The following is a 25,938-nucleotide window of genomic DNA, read 5'->3' as shown; positions in this document are numbered from 1 at the left end:
TCGACCGATAATGAACAAGAACTTATTAAAACTGATTGCCGTCTATGGAACTGCTTGTTTTCTGGCTTGCACAGCACCTCAAAAAGCAGAAACGGAAAAATGGAGTGAACGCATGGCACGCTCCGAAATGCAACGTTTTCCCGAACCCTGGATGATTGAAAAAGCGAAAAAACCACGTTGGGGATATACCCACGGACTTGTAGTGAAATCCATGTTGGAAGAATGGAAACATACCGGGGACAGTACATATTATGAGTATGCCAAGATTTATGCGGATAGCCTGATAGATGCTGACGGGCATATCAAAACCATGAAGTATCTTTCATTCAATATTGATAATGTCAACGGCGGAAAGATCCTTTTCGATCTTTATGCACAGACCGGAGACGAACGCTACAAAATAGCTATGGATACTTTACGCAAGCAAATGGCGGAGCAACCCCGTACCAGTGAGGGAGGATTTTGGCATAAATTGAGATATCCTCATCAAATGTGGTTGGACGGAATTTTTATGGCTTCTCCTTATCTGGTTCAATATGGTGCTACTTTTGATGAACCTGCTTTATTTGACGAAGCAACGAAACAAATTCTTTTGATAAAGAGCAAGACTTATGATCCCGCAACAGGGCTTTATTATCACGGATGGGATGAAAGTCACGAACAGAAATGGTCCAATCCTGAAACGGGTTGCTCTCCTAATTTTTGGAGTCGCAGCATCGGATGGTATGGAGCAGCTATTGTGGATGTACTGGACTTCCTGCCACAGGAAACTGCCGGACGCGACAGCATTATACAGATTCTGCAGGGATTGGCTAAAGCGATTGTGAAATATCAGGATCCTTCATCCGGAACCTGGTATCAGGTAACCGATCAGGGAGCGCGTGAAGGTAATTATTTGGAATCATCTGCCACTGCCCTGTTTATCTATACGCTTGCCAAAGCTATTAATAAAGGATATATTGACAACGAATATATCGAACCGACACAAAAAGCCTTTGACGGAATGGTAAAGACATTTACCCGTTTGGAAGAAGATGGCAGTTATACAATCACCAATTGCTGTGCTGTTGCAGGATTGGGTGGAGATTCAAAAAGATACCGTGACGGCTCATTTGAATATTATATCAGTGAACCGATCATAGAAAATGATCCGAAATCGGTAGGTTCATTTATTCTGGCTGCCATTGAGTATGAGAAAATGACAAAGAAATAAACTAAAAACGATAAAGTACAATGAGAAAATTCAAAATTCTTCCTCTTTTGTTGCTGCTATTGACAATGGCAACTTCGGTCGCAGCACAGAAGAAAACACAAAAGACGTATATCCCCTGGAACAATGGCAAGCTCGTAGTTTCCGAAGAGGGACGTTATCTGAAACACGAAAATGGCACTCCTTTCTTTTGGTTAGGAGAAACCGGTTGGCTATTGCCCGAACGCTTGAACCGGGATGAAGCCGAATATTACCTGGAACAATGTAAACGTCGCGGATATAACGTGATTCAGGTTCAAACGTTGAACAATGTTCCGTCTATGAATATCTACGGACAATATTCGATGATTGACGGATACAACTTCAAAAACATCAATCAAAAAGGCGTATACGGTTATTGGGATCACATGGATTACATCATCCGTACAGCAGCAAAGAAGGGACAATATATCGGCATGGTCTGTATTTGGGGAAGCCCGGTAAATCGGGGCGAAATGACTGTAGAACAGGCAAAAGCATACGGCAAGTTTTTAGCGGAGCGTTATAAGGACGAACCCAATATTATCTGGTTTATCGGTGGGGATATTCGCGGAGACGTGAAAACAGCCGAATGGGAAGCATTAGCAACCTCTATCAAGGCTATCGACAAAAATCACCTGATGACATTCCATCCACGCGGAAGGACAACCTCCGCAACTTGGTTCAATAATGCTCCCTGGTTGGATTTCAACATGTTCCAAAGCGGACACCGCCGCTACGGACAACGTTTCGGAGATGGTGACTATCCTATCGAAGAAAATACGGAAGAAGATAACTGGCGTTTTGTAGAACGCAGCATGGCCATGGAACCCATGAAACCTGTGATTGACGGCGAACCGATCTACGAAGAAATTCCTCATGGCCTGCACGATGAGAATGAACTGTTGTGGAAGGATTATGACGTACGCCGTTATGCTTACTGGTCTGTATTTGCCGGAGCTTTCGGACATACTTACGGTCATAATTCCATCATGCAATTTATCAAACCGGGTGTAGGTGGTGCTTACGGTGCAAAAAAGCCCTGGTATGATGCTTTGAATGATCCGGGCTACAATCAGATGAAGTATCTGAAAAACCTAATGCTGACTTTCCCGTTCTTCGAACGCATACCCGATCAGTCTATCATTGCAGGACAGAATGGAGAACGTTACGACCGCGCTATCGCTACACGTGGTAATGATTATCTGATGGTATACAACTATACCGGACGTCCGATGGAAGTTGATTTCAGCAAGATTAGCGGTGCGAAAAAGAATGCCTGGTGGTACACTACGAAAGATGGTAAATTGGAATACATCGGAGAATTTGATAATGGTGTGCATAAATTCCAGCACGATAGCGGTTATTGCAGCGGGAACGACCATATCCTGATTGTAGTGGACAGTAGTAAGAACTATATAGGGAAAGACTGGACAGAGTTACCGGACGCACAACAAAAATGGAATAAATAATCTTATATAAACGAATGATGAAAACATACTTATGAATAAAAGGATAGTATCATTCTTCTTTCTTCTGCTCTTTACCGGGTCCATATACGCAGCCATAGATATCACTGATCTGCGAACGGAACTGCTGAAAAGTCCGGAAGGTATCGACGTGCGCCAGCCCCGATTGAGTTGGCGCATCGAATCGGATGAACAGAATGTGATACAGACTGCGTATCACATTCTTGTCGCATCTTCCCCGGAACTATTGGAACAAGAAAAAGGAGATATATGGGATTCAGGAAAGATTGAATCTGACGCTTCCCAATGGATCACTTATCAGGGAAAAACATTAAAACGTAATGCTTCCTACTATTGGAAAGTGAAAATCGACACCAACAAAGGTGCAACGAATTGGAGTGCTCCGGCTTTTTGGACCACAGGACTATTTAATGAAGCGGACTGGCAAGGACAATGGATCGGCTTGGATCGGGCCGCTCCCGGAGACAGCGAAACACAATGGAGCCGTTTGGCAGCCCGTTATCTTCGAAAAGAGTTTGCGTTAAAGAAAGGCGTGAAACGTGCCACAGTACATATCGCCGGAATGGGATTATATGAGCTGTTTATCAACGGGCAACGCATCGGCAATCAAGTACTGGCACCTGCTCCTACCGACTACCGGAAAACGATTCTGTACAACACATACGATGTGACTTCACTGCTTCAGGCAGAAAATACTATGGGAGTAACTCTCGGAAATGGCCGCTTCTATACGATGCGTCAGAACTATAAACCGTATAAGATACCGACTTTCGGTTATCCTAAGCTTCGGTTGAATCTGATTGTTGAATATGCAGACGGCAGCAAAGAAACAATTGCTACAAACACTTCATGGAAATTAACTACTGAAGGTCCTATCCGTAGCAACAATGAATATGACGGCGAAGAATACGATGCCCGTAAAGAGTTAGGAGACTGGACTCAAACCGGATATGATGACAAGGACTGGATGCAGGCCCAACGCGTCAGTATTCCTTCGGGAACATTGCGTGCACAAATGATGCCGGGCATGAAAGTCACAGAAACCTTGAAACCCGTTTCTATTAAAAAGCTCGGTAGCAAATATATTCTGGATATCGGTCAGAATATGGCGGGATGGGTACGTTTCCGGATAAAAGGGCAAGCCGGTGACAGCATCCGTCTCCGTTTTGCAGAAAGCCTGCAAGATAATGGTGAACTTTATACAAGAAACTTCAGGGATGCCCGTTCTACAGATGTATATGTTGCCAACGGACGCGAAACAAAAGATGCTACCTGGGCGCCTCGCTTTATTTATCATGGATTCCGTTATGTAGAAGTCAGCGGTTATCCGGACGCCAAAGCAGAAGATTTCGTTGCCGAAGTAGTAGAAGATGAAATGGAACATACCGGTACTTTCAACTGTTCCGATGAAACTCTGAATAAGATTGTCCGTAATGCATTTTGGGGAATCCGGAGCAACTATAAAGGGATGCCGGTTGACTGTCCGCAACGGAATGAACGCCAACCCTGGTTGGGTGACCGTACCATGGGTTGTTGGGGAGAAAGTATGCTTTTCGATAATTACGCCATGTATACCAAATGGGCGCGTGACATTCGCGAAGCGCAACGGGAAGACGGTTGTATTCCTGATGTAGCCCCGGCATACTGGAACTACTACTCGGACAATGTGACTTGGCCTGCCGCCTTACCGATGGCCTGCGATATGCTTTTCACGAACTTTGGAGATAAACGTTCGATCGAAGAGAATTATCCGGCTATCAAGAAGTGGGTATCTCATATCCGTGAATACTACATGACAGAGGATTTTATCATCACCAAAGATAAATATGGTGACTGGTGTGTTCCACCCGAATCACTGGAGTTAATTCATAGTAAGGACCCCTCCCGCAAGACCGACGGTGCCTTGATCGCCACCGCTTATTATCTGAAGGTATTACAACTGATGCACCGCTTTGCAAGCCTGCAAGGGCTGAAATCTGACGCAGAAGAATGGGAAGATTTGGAACATCGTATGAAAGATGCATTCAATGCCCGTTTTCTGCACATAAAAGAAGGTACTTCTCCCGTACCGGGACATACTTTATATCCCGACAGCATTTTCTATGGCAACAACACAGTTACTGCCAATATCCTGCCACTTGCTTTTGGACTGGTACCTAAGAACTACATCCATGAGGTAGCTAAAAATGCCGTCACTTCTATTATCACCACCAACAAGGGACATATAAGTACCGGAGTAATCGGTGTGCAATGGCTATTGCGCGAATTGAGCCGTCGTGGCCATGCCGATGTAGCCTACCTATTGGCTACCAATAAAACATATCCATCTTGGGGATATATGGTTGAAAAAGGTGCTACCACTATTTGGGAGTTATGGAACGGTGATACGGCCAATCCTGAAATGAACAGCGGTAATCACGTGATGCTTTTAGGCGATTTATTACCCTGGTGTTTCAATAATTTGGCAGGTATTCGTGCAGACCGCTGGAAGTCCGGTTACAAACATATCATTTTCCAACCGGCTTTTGAAATCCAGGAATTGAGCAATGTGGATGCCTCATACATGAGTATCTACGGGAAAATAATCAGCCGGTGGGCAAAGACTCCTACTCATCTGGAATGGGACATCGAGCTTCCTGCCAACACAACAGGTGAAGTGCACCTACCGGATGGACGGAAGGAAAAGATCGGATCGGGAAAATATCACTTCAGTGTAGACATACCCACCCGGAATACAGCTATTCTAAGTGATGAATTCCTATACAAAAAAGCTTCTTTCCCCGAATGTCACGGAGCTACGATTGTAGAACTGAAGAACGGCGATCTCGTAGCCTCTTTCTTCGGAGGAACCAAAGAGCGCAATCCGGATTGTTGCATTTGGGTATGTCGTAAGCCTAAAGACTCAAAAGAATGGACCGCCCCCCAACTTGCCGCTGACGGTGTGTTCTCGCTCAAAGATTCACAAGCTGCATTGGCTGGAATCGATTCAACTTGTACACCTGTGAAAAATGAAAAAGGAAAACTTATTGCCCGCAGAAAAGCTTGTTGGAATCCGGTTCTTTTCCAGATTCCCGGAGGTGACTTGATTTTATTCTATAAAATAGGTCTGAAAGTGAGTGACTGGACAGGATGGTTAGTTCGTTCACGCGATGGAGGAAAGACCTGGAGCAAACGCGAACCGCTTCCGGAAGGTTTTCTTGGACCTATTAAGAATAAGCCGGAATATATCAATGGGCGTATCATCTGCCCTTCCAGTACGGAAGGAAGTAACGGATGGAGAGTTCATTTCGAGATTTCCGATGATAAAGGCAAGACCTGGAAGATGGTCGGACCACTGGATGCCGAGTTATCCGTCCCCACCCAAAACCGCAAAAAGGGGGATATGAATGTGGATGACCAGGAAGGCGGAGAAGCTATCAAAGGAGAAGGAGCCAAACCTGTTTATGCAATACAACCCAGTATTTTGAAGCATAAGGATGGAAGATTACAGATACTCTGCCGCACACGTAACGCACAGGTAGCAACTGCGTGGAGCAGCGATAATGGTGATACGTGGAGTAAAGTAACGCTACTGGATGTTCCGAATAATAATTCCGGAACGGATGCTGTGACAATGAAAGACGGTAGACATATACTTATCTACAATAATTTCTCTACATTGCCCGGAACTCCGAAAGGTCCGCGTACTCCGCTCTGTGTGGCCGTTTCAGAAGATGGTATCAATTGGCAGCCTGTTCTTACATTAGAAGATAGTCCGATTAGCCAATACTCTTACCCTAGCATTATTCAAGGGAAAGACGGGAAACTGCATGCCATTTACACTTGGCGCCGTCAACGAATTAAATATGCAGAGATAGATCTGACAAAGTTTTAAATTTTGAACGACCATCTGAATGAAATCGACTGCTCCTTTGTCCGCAAAAGAGCGGTCGATTCTTGTATTTATCCATTTTATACTTTACATTTGCCAATAAATAAAAAATAACGATGGCAGATAATTACATAGAGAGACAACAGGAACAATACGAAGCCCGAAAAGCTGCTTGGAAACAAGCACAAAAATATGGTAAGAAGAAAACAACAGTACGTCCGGCTGAATCGAAGTCTCACACTTCAACGGTTTCAAAACCGGAGGACTCAAAAAGAAGAGTATTTATAACAGGCGGAGCGGAAGGAATAGGCAAAGCAATAGTAGAAGCTTTTCGCCTGGCTGGAAATCAAGTTGCCTTTTGTGATATAAACGAAATATCGGGACAGGAAACTGCGAAGGCAACCGGGGCTATATTCCATAAAGTCGACGTAAGTGATAAAAACGCGCTTGAAAGTTGTATGCAAACCATTCTTGCCGAATGGAACGATATTGATATTATTGTCAACAACGTCGGTATCAGCAAATTTTCTTCTATCACAGAAACAAGTGTAGAAGATTTCGACAAAATTCTTTCTATTAACCTGCGTCCTGTATTCATCACTTCCCGACTGCTTGCCATCCATCGTAAAAAGCAGCCCTCTCCCAACCCATACGGCCGAATTATAAATATCTGCTCTACACGTTATCTGATGAGTGAACCGAGAAGTGAAGGTTATGCAGCATCGAAAGGTGGTATCTATTCTTTGACTCATGCATTGGCTTTGTCTTTATCTGAATGGAATATCACCGTAAATTCCATTGCTCCGGGATGGATACAGACTCATGATTATGCTCAACTCCAACCGGAAGACCATTCACAGCATCCTTCCCGGCGGGTAGGTAAACCGGAAGATATTGCCCGCATGTGTCTGTTTCTCTGCGAGGAAAACAATGATTTCATCAATGGAGAAAACATCACTATTGACGGGGGAATGACGAAAAAGATGATTTATATTGAATAAAAATCTATCACTTTAATGAATACTATTTATTGCATTAATATTCTTCGAGCAACTTCCACTCCAGTTTTCACTATCGAAGCAGCATGATGGAACTCCAACATATCATACGTATCACCGGAAATTTGAATTAAGATATCCGGCTGACAACGTTCTATCTGATAACGGGTGATTTGCTGCATCATCATCCTGGAAGATTCTGTCAACAGATTATAAGGAGATACTTTCTTTTTCTTTCCGGTATCAATGGGGGCATTCACATCGACAGCTATCAGAATGTCTCCTTCAGTGCGTTGCACATGACTCAATGGAAGAGGATTCAGAATACCTCCATCAATCAATACCATACCGTCTTTTCTTAATGGACGGAAAAGCATAGGGATAGAAATAGACGCACGGATAGCTTCATGTAAGCTCCCTCTGTCAAACCTGACTTCCTGATCGCGGACAATATCCGTAGCCATCGCTACATAAGGGACAGGCAGGTCTTCGATATTCATGTCCGGAATAATTTGTTTCAGTTCTTTAATAAAACGGTCACCTTTCACTAATCCATCCCGGCTTAAGGTAAGATCCGCCAATTCCCACATTTTGCGTTTATCCCAACTATACAGCCATTCTTTACATTCTTCCATTTTTCCTGAAGCATACATTGCTCCCACCATTGCTCCCATAGAACTTCCTGCAATGGAAGTAATCTCAAAGTTGTGACGAAGTAATTCTTCAATTACTCCTATATGTGCTATTCCACGTGCTCCCCCCATGGAAAGGACTAATGCTACTTTTTGCTTATCCATATCATATACATTTCTGTTAGCCATCTACAAAATAACACATTTTCTGCGAAAAAGATGTTTAGTAATCGTGAAGAAATAAATTATAGCAGTGTTTTAGGGGAACTAAAGCATAGCTTTAGATATGATAAAGCTATGCTTTGTCAGTTGCAAAGCATAGCTCTATTATATTCTTCTATTATCCCGGAGATATTCCGGTTATGCAGAAGGTTAAGGGTATACCTTCATTTATTTCTTTCCTTGAGCCTTCTTTTCTGCATTTCGCTTATTCACATACTCTTTGAACATCTGACGCCAGTTGCGACCATGCTCATTGAAATACTGTTCGCATTTGGTTTTATAAATTTCAAAGATAGCAGAAATCTGCTTCATATTCTTGTAGTCAATAGCTTGTTCGCGAGCCAATTTCAACTGTTCCAGAACGAAAGCTGTTTCCTCCTCTGTCATATTGGGCACAATGGCCTGATAACCTTTCAAGGTAAAAGCAACTTTACCTACCGTGTATTTATCCAAGATTTGTTCAATCTGTTCTTCCGTCAATACTCTGCGTAAATCTTTCATTAGCCTTTCATGTACTTCTTTCGGCATAGCGGAATCTGCAATCATTTCACGGTCGAGCTTGGAAAGCGGTTTGCCTGTCAGAGGATTGATACCCTCGGGGATTGTTGTATAAGGGTGCTCATTGTGCCAGTCACGCACTTTACGAAGATGATTATAAATGGCAGTTACTGCAAAACCTGCCTTTTTATCATCGTTCAACTCTAAAGAAGCTACCCAGTCAATGGCTTTCTTTTCGAGAGAAGCATCTGATTTTAAATTAGCATAAGCCTTCTTGTCAAAACAGGCAGCTACCTTGTCAAAAGAACGGATGGCGCCTTCAGGAAGCAAAGCTCCTTTTTCGCCAAAACTATACATAGCGGATTCCGGTTCAATGGTGACCTTGCTTTCATCCAACATCTTTTTATCCAACTTGAATACTTCTGCGAAGAAGTCATAGACGGCGTTCCGCTTATTCGGGCCAAAGTCATGTTTCTCTTTGGGAAGATGTACATTCGTTACTTTATCTTTTGCCTGGTAGAATCCATAGATTCGTTGCAGATAAGGAAATTCAAGAGTAGGAACACTGGCCGTCCAGTCGCCACCATCCGATACGATCAGTTGTGGACGAGGAGCAAAAGTTGCGGCTAATTCCGCATTACAGGTTCCTCCTGCAGATAATTGAATAGGCATTCCGCTTTCGCAGGGACAGCCACCGTCGAAGTGAGAAGCCAGGCTCACCACCGGAGCTGAAGCGGTGAAACGATCATCCAATACGCTCAACAATACAGCATGGGTACCTCCACCCGAACCACCATTCGTACCGATACGGCTGGTATCAATATCCTTACGGAAAGCAAGCATGTAGTCAAGAATCAATAAGCCGTTCATTGCCTGAATAGTGTGCGCCGCACTGCTACGGTGTGCCGCACTGCCAACTTGCAAAGCCGACTCTCCCCATCCAAACAAATCATAGTCTACACAAACAGCTCCCATACGTGCCAAAGTTCCCATACGTTGTTGTTGGTCTTCCCGATAACGTCCGCCACCAAAATGTCCGTTAGGGCAGATTATCAACGCATGTTTTCCTTTCGATTGGGGCGTATAGATAGAACCGCAAATGTATAACCCGGGAAGTGTTTCAAGCGCGAAATTCTGCACGGTATAGCCATCAAACTTACGTATCTTTGAAAGAATAGGTTTGGATTTGACACATTGAGCCAGCAAAGTATCGATACCTAAACGCTGACGTACCTCTTTTTTCAGAGAATCGGCACGAAGTTGAAAAGACTGTCGGTCTGTATAGAGTGTATTCAGATAAGCCAACATCTTCTCTCCGTCTGCATCTGTACGACGTGGATACTCGTATGCTTTCAGCTTATACATATTTCCTTTCTGCTTAACAAATTTATAATCGAAAGGTGCCAATACATTCGTCAAGGATTCTTCCACGGAATAAGGACGAATACGGAAATCGGCATAAGACAGCATTTTTCCCACCGTATCAATGTCATATTTCAAACGGACTCCGAAACGGTTCTGTATATCCGTCAGTACTTCGTTCAAGGGACGGGCAAATTCCGTCTCGTATGTTTGCGTCTGGGCTTCGGCCGAAAGAGATGCGGCAAGAAGCATAGTAAAAAGGATTCGTTTCATTTATTTTTAATTTATGTAAGTTGTTTTTTCACCACAGATTACACAGATTTTCACAGATTTATTATTTTTATAATTTAGTCGAATTAAAAATCTGTGTTAATCTGTGGTATCTGTGGTGCTTTTAATTACTTCACCATTGACGATTACGTCATCCATCATGATACGTTCACAATTTTCGAAGATACATTTCTGTTTCCCTCCCTGAATATGAATATCACGCAAAACGATGTCAGATATTGGCGCTTCTTCCAAGCCCACTATTTTGATCGGAGTCTTTACGTTTGTCACAGTCATTCCACTGATATGTACGTTACGGAATATCGGAGTGCGTTCACTCTTAGGTTCGGCAGGCATTTTACTGTATTTCAAATTCAATACAACAGCTTCCTGTTTAATGTTGCTCATTACGACGTTGCTGACACGAATATCTTCAACGACTCCTCCCCTTCCACGGGTCGACTTAATACGGATTCCACGATCTGTTCCGTCAAACACGCAATTGGAAATAGTAACTTTACGCACACTCCCACTCATCTCGCTGCCGATAACAACGCCTCCATGACCGGAAAGCATGGTGCAGTTGGTGATAGTGATATTCTCGCAAGGTACTCCCAAACGACGGGCCTGCGCATCTCTTCCCGACTTGATTGTGATGCAATCGTCTCCTACTGATATATGGCAGTCGCTGATATGTACGTTGCGGCAGGATTCCGGATTCACTCCGTCCGTATTTGGTGAGGGTGCATTATCTATGGTGATCCCCTTTATGGTTACATTGTTGCAAAACTCCGGATTGACCGTCCAGAAGGGAGAATTTATGATTTTCACTCCTTCAATCTTTACTTTCTTACAACGAACGGGCTGAATAAACGGAGGACGGAAAAAGCGACGTTGCAATGTATTTACATAATCCTTGTTCGTTTCAGCATAAATTGCTGTCGTATCGTTTGCTGCATCCCACATTGGCTGATATTTATTCACATCACGCATACCATTGTCTTTCAAATCAATCATGACACGAAAGAACTCCATCCACCATTTCTTTCCTTGTCCGTCCAAAGTTCCTTCTCCTTTGATCGTAATGTTCTCGGTATCTACCGCATAAATCAAAGGCTGGAAACTTTTCATCATCACTCCTTCGTGACGAACCTCGACAAAAGGAAGATAGTCATCAAAGTTATCGGAAAAGAGCAAGGTAGCTCCGGCTTCCAACTCCAGTGTAATATTACTTTTCAGATGGATACTCCCCGTCAGATAAGTCCCGGCAGGAAAGAAAAGAGTACCTCCGCCCCCACGGTTCAGACGGTCAATCGTTGAATTGATTAGTTTTGTATTAAGAGTCTTGCCATTTGCTTTTGCACCGGCCTTCAGCATATCTACACGCTCGGCACGAAGAACTGTGGTTGCACAGAAGCAAAGAAAGACGATAAGAGTTGTTCGTAAATTCATAATCGATATTATTAAAGTATATTTCATCGTTTCCTTCTAAAAAATCATGCTAATAGAATCTTTTTTTCTTCCCAATGTTTGAAGACAATCATTGAGATGTTTTTTTCAAACATGCTACATGATTAAAATAAAGATGCTGCATGATTTTTTATACGAATACATTGTTTTTCATTCTACAAATATATATAAAATGTCTCTTTCATTTTGCACAAATCAATTGATATGTTCCGCTCTGTATCTCTTTCGGTTCTTTTTCGCCCGGAAGGTAAACGACAGCGGTAGTATTCACCGGAACAGACACGTTTAAAGTAAAAGTTCCATTCTCACAAGTCCAGTCCACATTAATGGTACCGTATAAAGTTTCATACGACGCTTTGACATATTTCAAATCTCCCACAGGTTGGGGAGCGATGATGAACTTCTGATAACCTTGTTTTGGAGTAGTAGAAGGACGAATACCGACCAGTGAATTAAAGAACCATTCATCAATCTGTCCCATCATAAAGTGATTCCAGGAAGAACCTTGACGGGGGTCCCACTGCTCGGTCAAAGTTGTAGCGCCGAATTTTAACTGGAAACCATATCCGGGAGCTTCTTCATGATTGAACATTTTATAAATAAGTTCGTGCTGACCATTACGCGCCAGTGTCTGAATCAGATAGCGGTTACCCACATCACCGGTCGTTAAGCGATTGCCATGTGCTTCCACATCTTTAATCAGATTCATAAGTACTTTCTCATCCAACTTTGCATCCGGTTGATAACTGCCTTGTTCATCTGAATCCTGCGTCATCTGGAGGAATAACGGAAGTGCATTACTACATTGGCTCCCTGTACCATACTGTGCTGTCTCTTTATTGAGAAAACATTTATTAAATGCGGCAAGTATTTCATGTGCCAAAGAAGTATAATAATGAATGTCAAAGTCATTGCCAACCATTTTCGCAGCTTTTATTAAATACATTACTGTCATATAATAATGCGCGGTAGCCACCAGGGGAACCGGTGTGTTCCTGGAGAATCCGGCACGAAAATCTCCATAATCATACCAATCTCCCAAGCCGAAAGAAAGAATACCCATCTCTGCACGAGTCTTCAGATAATCCACATAACGGCGCATATTCGGATAATATTTCTTAATCAACGAGTCATCTCCATACGTCTCATAGTACATAAATGGGAAAATAACCAGAGAACCACCCCATTCCGGAGATTCGGCAAAAGCATCCATACCCGGACCTTCAAAAACTACGTATTCCGGAGCAGTTGTCGGCATGGCACCGTTGGCATGTTGCGCATCTGCCATATTCTGCATAATCTGCGGAGCATAAGCTGTCAAATCATAGTTGTATAATAACCCAGGACCATTCAAATGCACCTGCTCCAGCCAGCCTAGTTTTTCACGATGCGGACAATCTGTAAACACAGACTGCATATTGCTACGCACTGCTTTTTCGATCAATCGATGGGCAGCATTAAATATTCGGTTGGATGATTCGAAAGTGGAAACTTTCTTAGCTGAATTAAATACGAAACAGGATTGAATATTCTTCAACACAGGCAACTTCTGCGGATTCTTTTGTCCTTTTAAGACAGCCCCCTCGACTTGAATATATCTAAAACCGTAATAAGAGAAACGAGGATGCCAGGTTTCGTCACCTTCACCTTTCAGTGTATATTCATAATAGTGTTGACGTCCCGTTTGTCGCTGATTGCAAGCACCTTCCTCTGTCAATGCTTCGGCTACAATCAGAGTTACTTTCTGACCACGTTTGCCACGTACTGTTATTTCCGGAAAGCCAGCCAGATTCTGTCCCATATCCAACACAAAAGCAGAAGGATCGACTGTTCTCTTTGTTGATACAGAAGCTGATGCAATTTGGTCCGCATTTAGTTTTGTTACCTTTTGAATATCATACCGTTCCATGATTTTCACCGGAGCCGCCATCTGTGGACGAAGTATTCCTTTAGGAGCTTCCTGTATGACTACCGGACGCCAGTGACTGTCATCAAAGCCAATCTGATTCCATCCTTTCTGTTCACGACGCGCATCATAATCTTCCCCTCCATATATGCAATTGAAGGTTACCGGACTAAAATCATATTTCCAGTCATTATCTGAATGAACTGTCGTACATGTTCCATCTTCGTAGTTAATAACCAGCTCAAATAAAAGTGTGGGAGGACCAAAGCTGATCTGTAATTTGCGATAACGCCCCCCCTGCACATTATAGAATCCATTCCCCAATAAGATTCCTACGACATTCTCACCACGCCGCAATTGTTCCGTTACATCGTATGTGTTATAGTAAACAGTTTTATCATAATCACTCCACAATGGAGCAAACTCACTGTTACCTACTTTTTTGCCATTCAAAGAAAATTCATAAAATCCCAGCCCACAAACGTATGCCGTTGCTTCCACTATTTTCTTGCCCGGTTTACGGTTTGTACCCCCTTCTGTCGCATCTCCTACCTGGAATGTTCTTCTCAAACAAATACTTTTCTTTGCCAAAGTGTCCACTGCTTCCCAAGCTGCTTTCACTTCCGGCTTCTTCAGCTCTCCACCGTGGAACTTACGCCCTTCCGGTAAATGAGCATTTTGTCGGGTAATAGCTCCAATCCATTGCCCCGAAGATAACCTTTCGGGTACTGCCCGGAATTTCGCTTCACTGCTCCACTCGGAAGGCGTATCTGTTTCATCCCAAACACGAACGCGCCAACTATAATTAAATGAGTTATCAGGACGTATATCTGCCCCCTTTGTAGAAACTAACTGGCTCTGCGAAGAATAAACCTTCCCACTATTCCAAATGGAACGTCCTGTAAAAGCCTCCCGAATGTCAATCTCATAGGCAGATTGTCGTGTCCCATTTTCCGGCGATTCCATCACCCAGCCCAAACGGGGTGAACCTTCGACCACTACCAGTCCCTCCTGCATCTCACAGGTAAGACGACTGATGGTTATATTCTTCGCCTGTACAAAACAAGACAAACAAATTAGCAATGAAAGAAGAATCTTTTTGAATTTCATTTTTCAAGTATCTTTTATTTGTTCGATAAATGGGAATCTAATTCAGACAGAAGAACATAAGAACAAAAAATAAAATAGCAGTTCAATAAGCAATAGAAATAATTTCAAAGCGCAGCATTTATGTTCTTTTGTTCTTATGTCTAAAAATAAAGATTATTTGAGTACATTTTCACAAACAATTCTAGTCAATGTATCTGTATGCCCTACTTCCTTACCATCTACAAAAATGCGCAATCCTTTTCCGCAATGATAGCGATCACCATTCTTATCCCAAAGAATCGTCAGATTATGACCATGATATAATACATTATCCAAGCAGAACCAATCCCACTTGTCGGCAGGAATTAAGGGGTTCACTTCAATCGTATTATCCAAACGTGGACGAAGTCCGATCAATCCTGTAATTATCAGGTCGTTGAAAGTGGAATGGTTATAATAACGGCTACGTTCCTGATCTCCTTTCAGCCAATAACCGGTCACCTCATCCAAATATTCACCAATATAGGGACGACCACGATGATACTGTGATTCCACATACAATTCCATCTGACGGAAATATACACTGTCAGACAATACAGTCTGCGGATAATTATTCATAAAGTTAGCCATTGCTGTCAATGTCTGTGCGGAAGCAAACGGCCAGATAGCACCGTCCCACTCACACTTGCCTACTCCACGTGTACGGAACTCCGGATGACGACGTTCTGCAGTTGTCAATCCATAAGGAGCAGAAAAGCCTTTTTCATCCATAATTTCTTTCCAGGCAATTTCATACTTTTGGGTGGTATCCGGCAGGTTGAAATACCAGGGAATATATCCGATTGCTTCACGCACATTTGCAGAAGAGTCCGTACGCATCGTTTCAAAAAACTGATGACGTGTATTCCACAATTCATTTTCTACCAGATTTTTCAAAGTATCCGCTCTCATGCCATATTTCATAGCCATCCCCTCATCACCGGAAAGAATTCCTATACATGAAAGTGCTTTGGCATTGCCATACATATAGCTATTGATTGTCGGCCGGGCATATTTCTTCCTCCGTCCGCCACTGATTGATTCTTCCATACCATCCTGTACGTCACCCTGCCAATACAATCCGTTCTTCAAACGGTTCGTACGTTCCCAACGCTGGTATTCGGTTTCCAGATCTTTCTTCATATCCAGCAGATAGTCCTTATCACCATCTACCATGTAACGAGCCAAAACAGCATCTGCGTTCCATGAGCTGAACTTATCCATTTTCTTCATCGGACCGCCATCATTGCCACGATACCATGTATGAATAATCTGATCCAAATATTTCGGATCACGCAACCAACGGCTTTCATAAATGTGATGTCCAATAGCACAAGCAATCAAATTATATTTATCTGAATAAGAACGCTGAACGAGAAACTCGGTCATGCCATAGCCAACAGGAGTCTCCTTGATATGCTTACGCAATGACCACCAACGATAATAATACATTTCTTCAAAGTTATGTTGCGGACACTCGAACAAAGGAATATTTTCCTCCATCCATTCTGAAGCCTTTTCATTGGGAATTGCCTGAACAATATTTTCGTCTTCCATACCGTTGAAATAGTCTGCATAATGACTGAAGTCAGCATACTTTAAAAAAGCAGAAGACGCATCCTTATCTGTAGAAGATGTTTTTACATTGGCAATGCCATATTCAGCCAATGGATCTTGCGCACCTGCATTCGGCAGATCATAAGTCTGGTCGGCAGGAGTATCTACGGTTGGGAATGTACGAGGTACGCCAGTACGGAATACAATTCGTTCCACAGCAGCCACGGGCGCATAGAACATACGCAACCCTACTCTCTTACCATCTACATACACTTGAATATTACGATCAACAGTAGAAAGGACTGCTTCTACATGATAAATCTTTCCTGCTTCATATTTCATCATATTTGCAAACCGGGAGCCGCCTTTCAATCGAAAAATGCCATCATCAGTAAGTTCTATACGGGAACAGGCTATTCCATTCTCATCCAGAAATTCAATGTGGAGTGTACCTTTATTATTCTGGCCGGCTTTCAAATCAAATGATACTTTTAATTCTTTAGAGGCCGGAATTTTACGTTCCACTTTGGCATAATCAAACGGATCTTTATCCTGCAACTTCAACCATTGATCCTCCAAAGAAACAGGGGCCCAAACCGGAGAATAAATATTCCAGTCAGTCAGTTCCGCAATTGATTTATTTTTTGAGAAATCATCATCCGCATGTGCTGAAGCATTTATTTCCACCGGAACAGGAATACGGGAAATCCACATATCTTCCTTGTTCACACTGTAAGAAACCCACAAATCACCATCGGCAGGCACCCCATTGCCTTCCTGAATACCACGCGGATATTGAGGACCGTATGATTTATAATTTCCTCCATAACGCATGGGAGTGATTTCACCATGCACCAAATTCAATGTTGTATATTCCAATCCATCTTTACTCAAAGATATAGCCAGCGGCCAACGAAATTCCGACGGATTATACACGGTAGCGTATGTACCATCACTTAAACGCTGCCCCCAAATTTTCGCGTTGCTATTGACGAAACCTTTTGCACGAAGCACAGGCTCTGCCCAAGTATGTCCGCCATCCTCGCTGATAGAGGTAAGCGCATGTTTCCAAAGACTGGCAATACGTCCATCCGGCAATGTATAACAATTGAATGCTTTGTATCCTTTCTTCAACGGAAGAATAGGATCTTCACGGTCGGCTTCTTCCACCCACTGCATCATATACAGCGGATTGTCGAGAATTTCCTGGCAAGCCTTCACAAACTCACGATCCTTGCTTTTCTTAAAATACGGAAAATCAGTATTCTTTTCATTAAATCCATGATTATAATAAATGAAATAGATCGGTCCGTAAGAACCGTCTTTCTTTATTTCACGAACCACCCGGCCAATACCGTTTCCATCATTGGGATCATCCTTTTTATCCAAAGCAACTCCGTAATTTCCCATTGTAATCAGCTTGCCGGATTTAGAAACATAGAATCCTACACGCTGGTGCATAATGGCAATCAGATCTTTGGCCTGTCCCCCCGGACGAGACTCTTTGGTGTATCCATCAGGAACTTGATAAGGAGGAAACACTATTTCCGGATTTGTCCAGCGATATCCATCTTTCGATGTCATTAGAAAAGTCTGTGAAGGCGGTACGTGTTCGTCAGAAGGATCTGCCAGGTATTGATAGAAAAACTGTCCATTCCAATAAGCCAGCATCGGCTGATGATTATACGTCCATCCATTGCCGTTCGAAGCATCGGGATGTTCACGATTGGCACGCACCAACTGAATGTTATGTACTCCGACTACCGGAGACAGTTGTCCGTCGTGACAAGCAGGGTTCGATAATTCTTTTCCTGTATAATGAATTCTATCTTGTGCAAAGGCTGTAGTAGTCAACCAACCGGCAGCCAGTACAAAAAGAATTTTAGCAGAGTTGTTCATGATTTATTCTGATTTAAAATTGTTTCCGGATTTATTTCTTTTCTTCCAATAATGCTTTTACGACTGATTCCGGAGCCGTAAATATGGTTCCATGCTTATGCCCTACAGGGATGCTTACCTCTTCTGTTACATCTGTAAAGTTCCGGAAATCCTTCGTACGCATAGCGCCATATATTTTTTTCTTATATACATCAAAATAGATTAGATAATCATCTCCCACTTTCTCTACAGATGGTCCTTCTACAAAGGATTCAGTGAAAGGCTGGGATGCGGGCGAATAAGGACCGGTCATAGAATCGGAAAAAGCGATTTTCAGATTACGTTCCGGACGGGTGTTATCCTTGAGTACCATTACATAGTCATTCTTTGCCCGTTTCACGATAACGGCATCAATGGTACTGAATCCCGGATCGTACAAAAGTTTTGCTTTCGAAACGGTTTTAAAATCTTTTGTAGTGATATAGTATAAACGATGATTATTATTCTCTTCTTCTATCCCCTTTTCGAAACGCCCGGGGACACAGGAAGCCCATACGACCATAAACTGATCGTTCTCGTCGTCATAGAAAATTTCCGGAGCCCATACATTAATAGTAGTCGGTTCGTCTGCCATTACAGGAATCATCTGTTGTTCCGACCAATGGATCAGATCTTTGGAATGTGCGTAGCCAAATCCTAAATCACCTTTCCAACTTGTAGTCCAGACCAAATGGTAGGTTCCATCCGGAGTACGTACCATCGAGGGATCCCGCATGAGCTGGTGCTGTCCCAGTTCCGGCTTTAGCCAAACTCCCGGAATACTGTCCCAGTGAATTCCGTCCTCACTATATAAGTATCTCAAACCCTCATCAGCCGGTTCATGAAACGAAGTGAACATGTAGTAGTCTTTGTTCCCCCCACAAGAAGCCAGAAACAGAAGACTTATTGCGGCTAATGTATTTCTTAACTTTTTCATTTCTATATTCTATATTTGTATCTTTTATACAGAGGAGACGATAGAAAGTGTCATTTGTACTCAAATATACTAGAAGAATCAATAGATTCAAAATTTATATACGATAAAAGGGCGACTCTCCGAGCCACCCTTTCCACCATCAAACAAACTAACCATTTACAATGGGAAAGAATTTCACTTCTTTTTATAGTATCTTATTTTTTAATTATATAGAACCTCCACGGGCCTTTATACGTTTATACCATTCCTCTCGTTCTTTCTTCAGATCATATCCGCGTTTAGCCAGATAGTTGTTGATACGTCCTTTGTATTTTCCGAAAGCAGCGTGTTTCTTATTCGAATTTTCTGCATCCAACGCAAATTCACGAGCCTCTATCAACCAAGCATAGATTTGAGCTTTTTCTTCTTCTTTCAAAGTAGGAATCATGTCCAGATGTGAGTCATAAGTCACTTTTACTACTCCATAAGTCATGCCATCTTTAACAGCTTCTATTTGCTTTTCATCAAGAAAGAGAGATAAATTGGCAGGAAAAGCAAAATGTGAACGATATAGCGCCGCATCTTTTTCATCTTCCGCAGCTTTCAAAGCTTCATTTTTAGCCTCACCAGTCAACCCGGATTCTTTTACTTTCTTGACTTTCGCATCCCGCACCTCATAAATATCATTTAATTCGAAGTAACGATTGGCTATGACATTGCGAACATCTTCGGCTGTTTTCGCATCTGTGAGTCCGAGTTTATCAACGATCTTTTGTGACCGGCTGACAATAGATTTTACATATTCAGGATCACGATTCTCTTTATTTAAGTCGACTGCCTGCGCAGACATCCAACCGGAAATAAAAAGCAATGATAGTATCAGTATCTTTTTCATAATTACATTAATTTTCCTTTTTCAGCTAATGTATCGTAGTTGTTCTTCATATCTCTCCAATCTACTTTATGCTTTGTACTGATACCGTTGATATATTTTTCAATATTCGTATATCCGTCACCAGTACAGTCTTTATTGGCATCACTCGGGTCATTCGGATTTAATCCGTTAGCAATTTCCCATTCGTCCGGCATACCATCTTTGTCTGTATCAACATAAGGAGTACCTTTGTATTCAGGATAACCACCCATCTGGCGAATATCAGTAATAATACCCTGCTTATAAGAATCTTTCGGCAAACGACGATACTTGAACTGTCCGTCTTCTCCCATTGACTTAGGAGACAAACCTGTCAAGTCACCATAAGCGTCTTTAGGAAGTTTCTTTTCATAATAAGGAATACCTGTTCTTACTTCTTCAATCACGCGTTCGTCAACAATATCACGACAAGGAATATTCGCACCTACATGTTTCAATACATAGTCATAAGCATCTTTAGCTCCCATGATATTGATATACGGCATTTCGAACGGCTGGTAGCTACGCATGTATTCAGTATATCCGTCAGTGTTCGGTTGAGTTTCAATCTGAATACCGCCATTCCAGTTGTCTTTAGTTATTTCAGGATAGCCTTCCATTATATTTCCGTCGGCATATACTCGCCCATATTCTTTATGATCCAGCTTACTACGTCCTGCTTCCGGTTTCAAGATACGATGTCCTACATTGGAATCCTTAGGAGTAGCAGGTCCCGGTTTGTAGTAGTTGTTAATCATATTGAACATCGCGGTATAATCACCACCATCGGAAGAACGGTGCACCCAATTGAATACTACATTATTAACGAAATTGAATATACCATTCCAGCCGATAGAAGGATTACGTCCGGAGTTACTAGCCCAAAGGTTACGGGCAAATGCACAGTTCTCACCACCTAACGTGCTACCAAACGCATGATTGTATGTATCCAACGCTTTTGCCGAGATAGTATTTTGAATAGTTACGTTTACAGTAGGAAGTTTCAAGTCTTTGCTTTCATATTGTCCTTCACTCGGGTCGTACATGTGGCGATAGAAAGAAATGTTCTCATCCAATCCCCATGTACAGGAGCAGTGGTCGATCATTATATTACCAACAGGATTACCTCCGAAAGAGTCATCGCGATGCCATACTTTCGTTTCTCCACGACGGAAACGCATATGACGTACAACAACATCATGTGTATCTACCCAAAATGACTCGCCGGCAATACAAACACCGTCTCCCGGAGCTGTTTGTCCGGCAATAGTTACGTAAGGAGCACGGACGATAATCGGAGATTCCAGACGGATGATACCAGCAACATTGAATACAATAATACGTGCACCACCAGTTTCACATGCTTCACGGAAAGAACCCGGTCCACGATCATTCAGATTTGTGACAGTTATCACTTTACCTCCACGACCACCGAAACTGTACATACCACCACCTTCAGCACCTGGGAATGAAGGGATATCAGCCTGCGGCAAATCGTACGGACGACCAGCCCAAGGAATATATGGACGTCCTTCTCTAGCTTCTTTTTGTACTATCGGCAACGCTTTTGCCCATGCTTCATCAGAGCGTTTCCGCTCTTCAGTCATCATTTTTGTATAATTTTCTTTGGCTTCGCCAGATATTTGTGGGTATTGCGCCCATGCAACGGTCGGAGTCAACATTGTTGCAGCAAAAACTGCTAAAAGTACCTGTTTCTTCTTCATTTTTATTTGGTTTTGTGAAGTTGTTAATTCAAAAATACAATAATAAGACGAAAGAAGAAAAGATTTGTAATCAGTGATGATGATCTTTTATCAAATGCGGGGGAGAGAAACGACTTTCCAGTCTCCAATGGTCCGTGTAGTACTATCGAGAATCACTTTGCTGAAAAGTGTCTTTTTCTGCCGGTCATTTCTCTATCGGAAGAAAAAACGACGAAGGAAGGAATGTGTCACACACGAAATCCGAATAACCGGAATAGCTTGGTGTAAAAGAAAAGAGGGAATCTTAAGATTCCCTCTTTTCACATTTTCTCTTCTATTGGCTGCCGTCAGAGAGCCGGATCGGGAGCTTCGCCACTGTCGCTGCCACCGGAAGGAGGAGTTACTCCACCGCCTTCATCAGGATCGGGAGCTTCACCTTCACCAGGCGTTATCGTTCCGTTGCCTCCGGAAGGCTTTGAGGGAGCCGTAATACCTTTACGACGATTATAAGCAGCTTTTGTTTCGGCTATGACTTGGTTGAGAGCAGTAAGAAACGCTGAAGCTTCCGTTATGGAGGGAGTCAGTATATTGACAGCGGTTATGTGCATCACCAAGTCATCGTAGAGTGAATCAAGCTGCGCACGCACAGTCTTTGAGTCCGCAACCGATTCTGCTGTACGAGTAACGGAACGGGCGTCTGTCAGTGCCGAATAGTTTTTATTGGCGGTTTCGAGTGCCGTTAATATGGCATCCAAATTGAGTGCCGTAACGGCGGTTTTCACGGCTTCCTTGCGGAAATCAAGCAGTAGTCCGCTGATGGCTGCCGTTTCCTCCATATTGCGCATGCATGCCAGTCCGGTATAAGGGCGCACCGTGATTTCCAAGGTATTATATGCATCTCGTTGCGCTGCCAACGGTGAGTTTTTGGCCGCACGGACAGTAGCCAACAAATAACTGACATACGAATCGCGTTCGGCATCCAGTTTCAGTAAATCCTTTGTTTCGGCGTTGGCCGTGGAACGGTTCACTAGGTCTTCCATTTGTACCAACTTCGGCTTGATGCTGTTCACGATGTTTGTTACTGTCAGTTTGGAAATACTTCCTGCGGTGAGGAGTGTCAGCACACGATTCATGAAATTGGTGTACTCAGTGTTGTTCAGTTGTGACAGTGTGATACCGTCTGCTTTTTGATAACTTCCCATAATTTTTTCTTTCGGGATTCATACTTGTTCTATCTATCTCTGAAAAATTCGAAGTCCGGACAAGCCCGCGAAATGGTTGCTGTAAATTCGTGGACGTTTTGCATACCTGTGAAAGCATTTTTTAAAATTTGCAGGCGTTTTTCAAGCTTGCAAAAGCGATTTAAAAAGTTTTCCGGCATTTTACAAGCTTGGGAAAGCGTTTCTGGAAGTTTGCAGGCATTCAGCAGGCTTGGGGAAGCGTTTTGAGAAGTTTGAGAAGTTTGCGAAGGCAAAGATAACTAAAATCAGCTGATTTAACGAACAAAAATTCACCAATTCCTGCCGTCTTCTCAAAGAAAAGAGGGAGGAACCGGTGAATTTCTATGGTTTTCGATGCCGAAGCATCCTGTGATTCATCTCCGATGTAATTATCCCTGCACCGAAATGCAAGGTTCTTATCGAAGGAAGTTGAGTTTTTTATTCAGCCAGCGGGTCAAAAGTACCGTTTGCGCCACCGTTGTTGTAATCTCCCCAGCCGATGGTTTGCAGCAATGTACTATTATTACCCTGGATACCTTGATGGAAACCAAGGATATAATACCTTGGAAGGAACGCGATATACAATGGAGAATGGCTATCATCATAAGAATCGCCTTTCTTTGTCTTACGGGTCAAATAATTTGAATAAAATTCTTTCAGCCTATCCTGTTCGCTGGCAAGATCCTTTCTCAAATCCATTGCAGCCGGACGGGTAATTCCAGCTTTTACTAACGGATCGTCGTCAACATTTGTTCCACCAATGCCACCGTTTACAGTTGTACGGAATTCAAGATTCTCGCGACGTTGTCCGTTGAGTGGCTTAAAACCAAGATATGTACATGTGTTTCCACCCCAGCCAGTCAGTTTCCAAGTAGCAGGCGCACCTTCAGGAAGTTCTATGCCGCCATCAAACAACATCCAGCGACGCATATCATCGAAACGTTTTCCTTCGTATGCCAATTCAATTTGACGTTCATACATGATAGCTGCCATACATTTAGCTTGGTCACCGTCCAAACCTGCTTCCAATCCATAATTATTTTCAGCTTTATAACCAACACGAGCACGGATTTTTTGTAATTGATCAACGGCAACTCCCATCTCACCCGCATTACATGCTGCTTCTGCATAATTAAGTAATACTTCCGCATATCTAATCTCCATATACGGCGCGGCAGAACGTGTGAATCCCCCGGACTTTTCATCATAGACATAACGGGCAATAGCATTCACATCTCTGTCATCAGAGCGTTTACGTACATAAAAACCTTTTACATCATTAAGGAGACCATCAGCGCCATAGGTCACACTGCTATTGGCTTCAATATCATCTACATAAGCTGCATCCGTATACCAGGTATAGTTCCAAAGTTCATAATCAGGACCATTGTGCGGGTATCGGTTCTCTTGTGTCGTAGGATTACCGACAAACGACCAACGAACTCCCGGGAAAGCGAATGTACGATAGAAGCGCGGATCACGATCGACGAAAGGAAATTCGCGATAATAAGGTATATCTGATTTAGTTAACGTATTGTATGTTTCACAAGTTGCAGGTATCTTGCCGTCAGACATAGGAAACATATCTACCAACATGGCGGAAGGTGTTTTGCCACCTCCTCCTCTAGCATTGTACGGCCGGATGCCATTTTCCCATGTATTATTCTTACGATAATCAGGAACTCCTTCCGTCAGCGTGTTGTGTAGCGTTACAAATACAGCTTCTTGACTCGGCACTTCAGTAAAAAGATTAGCCCAACCGGAAGCGTTCACACCGGGATTACTTTCATTAGCCAAGCCATATCCGGCAGCTGTCAGCACGTCAATAGATCTTTTTATATCATTGTAAGCCTGTGTCCAACGAGACAAATCATTGGAGCGATTAAATAACGGACTGGCATATAGTACACGTACTCGACCCAACAAAGCCACTGCTGTACCGGAAGTAACACGACCGTAATTATCACCAGACATCCATTGTCCGGCTCCCGTAAAAGGTGCTAACAATGTTTCAGCTCTCTCCAAATCGTCACAAATAAATTTGAAACAATCCTTTGCGGAAGAACGGGGAACAACAGAACTTTCAACAGGTTCCTGTACTTCCGTAATGATGGGCACACCACCATACCATTTCACCAAATTATAATAGCACCATGCACGAAAGAAGTAAACCTGCCCTAACAACTCATTCTTTTCTTCCTGCGAAAGCGTGCTTCCTTCAATGCCTGCAATGACATCATTAATATTACGAATACGTCCATAAGCGGAAGTTATAGGATCACCTTTCGTTCCTTCAAAGTAATCAGGTACAGGATTATTTCCGGTTTGATAAGTCAACGGCTTGAGTGGATCGACAAAAGCACTGAATCCACTATATTCTTCAGTCGACTTAGATTGGTCGTCTGCTAAACCGGTACTGTTATACATTGAACTGGGAGTAGCCTTAGGATCTGGCAGACATACTCTATAAACATCTGCTACACGTCCCAGTGCACCACTCCAATAATTATAAGCATCGGCAGTAGTGCTGTCAAAGTTCTGCTTGTCTTGCATGAACTGGTCGCTACAAGAAGTAAACGCAGTCATCGCCCAAAAAGCTACGCTGATACGGAATATATTTTTTCTTTTCATTTTACT

Annotated in this window: 14 protein-coding genes; 4 read left to right on the top strand and 10 right to left on the bottom strand. The window is 42.8% G+C overall.

Translation table 11 applies throughout. The features are described 5' to 3' along the window. Positions 1-10 precede the first annotated feature (10 nt). The 4 genes from DXA54_RS15190 to DXA54_RS15175 all read left to right on the top strand — a co-directional run bounded on the left by DXA54_RS15190 (position 11) and on the right by DXA54_RS15175 (position 7,590). Positions 11-1,213: a glycoside hydrolase family 105 protein gene (locus DXA54_RS15190; protein ID WP_120079921.1), complete on the top strand. Its 1,203-nt coding sequence runs from the start codon at positions 11-13 to the stop codon at positions 1,211-1,213. Positions 1,214-1,233: 20 nt separating this feature from the next. Then, on the top strand, positions 1,234-2,700 hold the full coding sequence (locus DXA54_RS15185; RefSeq protein WP_004306218.1) for a glycoside hydrolase family 140 protein: 1,467 nt from the start codon (positions 1,234-1,236) through the stop codon (positions 2,698-2,700). Positions 2,701-2,731: 31 nt separating this feature from the next. After that, entirely contained in the window at positions 2,732-6,592 is a 3,861-nt protein-coding gene (locus DXA54_RS15180; RefSeq protein ID WP_120079919.1) for a family 78 glycoside hydrolase catalytic domain, read from the top strand. 113 nt (positions 6,593-6,705) lie between these two features. Further along, complete coding sequence (locus DXA54_RS15175) at positions 6,706-7,590, top strand: SDR family NAD(P)-dependent oxidoreductase (protein ID WP_008647395.1); 885 nt, start codon at positions 6,706-6,708, stop codon at positions 7,588-7,590. A gap of 26 nt (positions 7,591-7,616) precedes the next feature. Here DXA54_RS15175 and DXA54_RS15170 read toward each other — a convergent pair whose 3' ends face one another. The 10 genes from DXA54_RS15170 to DXA54_RS15125 all read right to left on the bottom strand — a co-directional run bounded on the left by DXA54_RS15170 (position 7,617) and on the right by DXA54_RS15125 (position 25,932). After that, positions 7,617-8,408 (bottom strand): patatin-like phospholipase family protein, encoded by a 792-nt coding sequence (locus DXA54_RS15170; RefSeq protein ID WP_004306221.1) that lies wholly within the window; start codon positions 8,406-8,408, stop codon positions 7,617-7,619. Positions 8,409-8,609: 201 nt separating this feature from the next. Then, entirely contained in the window at positions 8,610-10,574 is a 1,965-nt protein-coding gene (locus DXA54_RS15165; RefSeq protein ID WP_120079917.1) for a DUF3826 domain-containing protein, read from the bottom strand. A 96-nt stretch (positions 10,575-10,670) separates the two neighbouring features. Beyond that, on the bottom strand, positions 10,671-12,023 hold the full coding sequence (locus tag DXA54_RS15160) for a glycoside hydrolase family 28 protein (RefSeq protein ID WP_008647389.1): 1,353 nt from the start codon (positions 12,021-12,023) through the stop codon (positions 10,671-10,673). Between the two features lie 199 nt (positions 12,024-12,222). After that, the gene (locus DXA54_RS15155) at positions 12,223-15,057 is read right to left on the bottom strand and encodes a glycoside hydrolase family 78 protein (protein WP_165863253.1); all 2,835 of its coding nucleotides are present in this window, start codon (positions 15,055-15,057) and stop codon (positions 12,223-12,225) included. 153 nt (positions 15,058-15,210) lie between these two features. After that, entirely contained in the window at positions 15,211-18,531 is a 3,321-nt protein-coding gene (locus tag DXA54_RS15150) for an MGH1-like glycoside hydrolase domain-containing protein (protein WP_120079915.1), read from the bottom strand. 31 nt (positions 18,532-18,562) lie between these two features. Then, positions 18,563-19,486 (bottom strand): glycoside hydrolase family 43 protein, encoded by a 924-nt coding sequence (locus tag DXA54_RS15145; RefSeq protein WP_004300482.1) that lies wholly within the window; start codon positions 19,484-19,486, stop codon positions 18,563-18,565. A 205-nt stretch (positions 19,487-19,691) separates the two neighbouring features. Continuing rightward, complete coding sequence (locus DXA54_RS15140) at positions 19,692-20,360, bottom strand: DUF3826 domain-containing protein (protein ID WP_115484745.1); 669 nt, start codon at positions 20,358-20,360, stop codon at positions 19,692-19,694. A 2-nt stretch (positions 20,361-20,362) separates the two neighbouring features. Further along, complete coding sequence (locus DXA54_RS15135; protein ID WP_070782974.1) at positions 20,363-22,102, bottom strand: thrombospondin type 3 repeat-containing protein; 1,740 nt, start codon at positions 22,100-22,102, stop codon at positions 20,363-20,365. A 326-nt stretch (positions 22,103-22,428) separates the two neighbouring features. Beyond that, positions 22,429-23,283 carry a DUF6261 family protein gene (locus DXA54_RS15130; RefSeq protein WP_120079913.1) on the bottom strand — a complete coding sequence of 285 codons (855 nt, stop codon included), beginning with the start codon at positions 23,281-23,283 and terminating at the stop codon, positions 22,429-22,431. Positions 23,284-23,739: 456 nt separating this feature from the next. After that, positions 23,740-25,932 carry a RagB/SusD family nutrient uptake outer membrane protein gene (locus tag DXA54_RS15125; protein WP_120079911.1) on the bottom strand — a complete coding sequence of 731 codons (2,193 nt, stop codon included), beginning with the start codon at positions 25,930-25,932 and terminating at the stop codon, positions 23,740-23,742. Positions 25,933-25,938: the final 6 nt, after the last annotated feature.

Source organism: Bacteroides sp. OF03-11BH (assembly GCF_003604005.1).
GTDB lineage: Bacteria > Bacteroidota > Bacteroidia > Bacteroidales > Bacteroidaceae > Bacteroides > Bacteroides ovatus.
The sequence above is the reverse complement of the archived record's forward strand: the minus strand, read 5'-3'. Positions and strand labels throughout refer to the sequence as shown.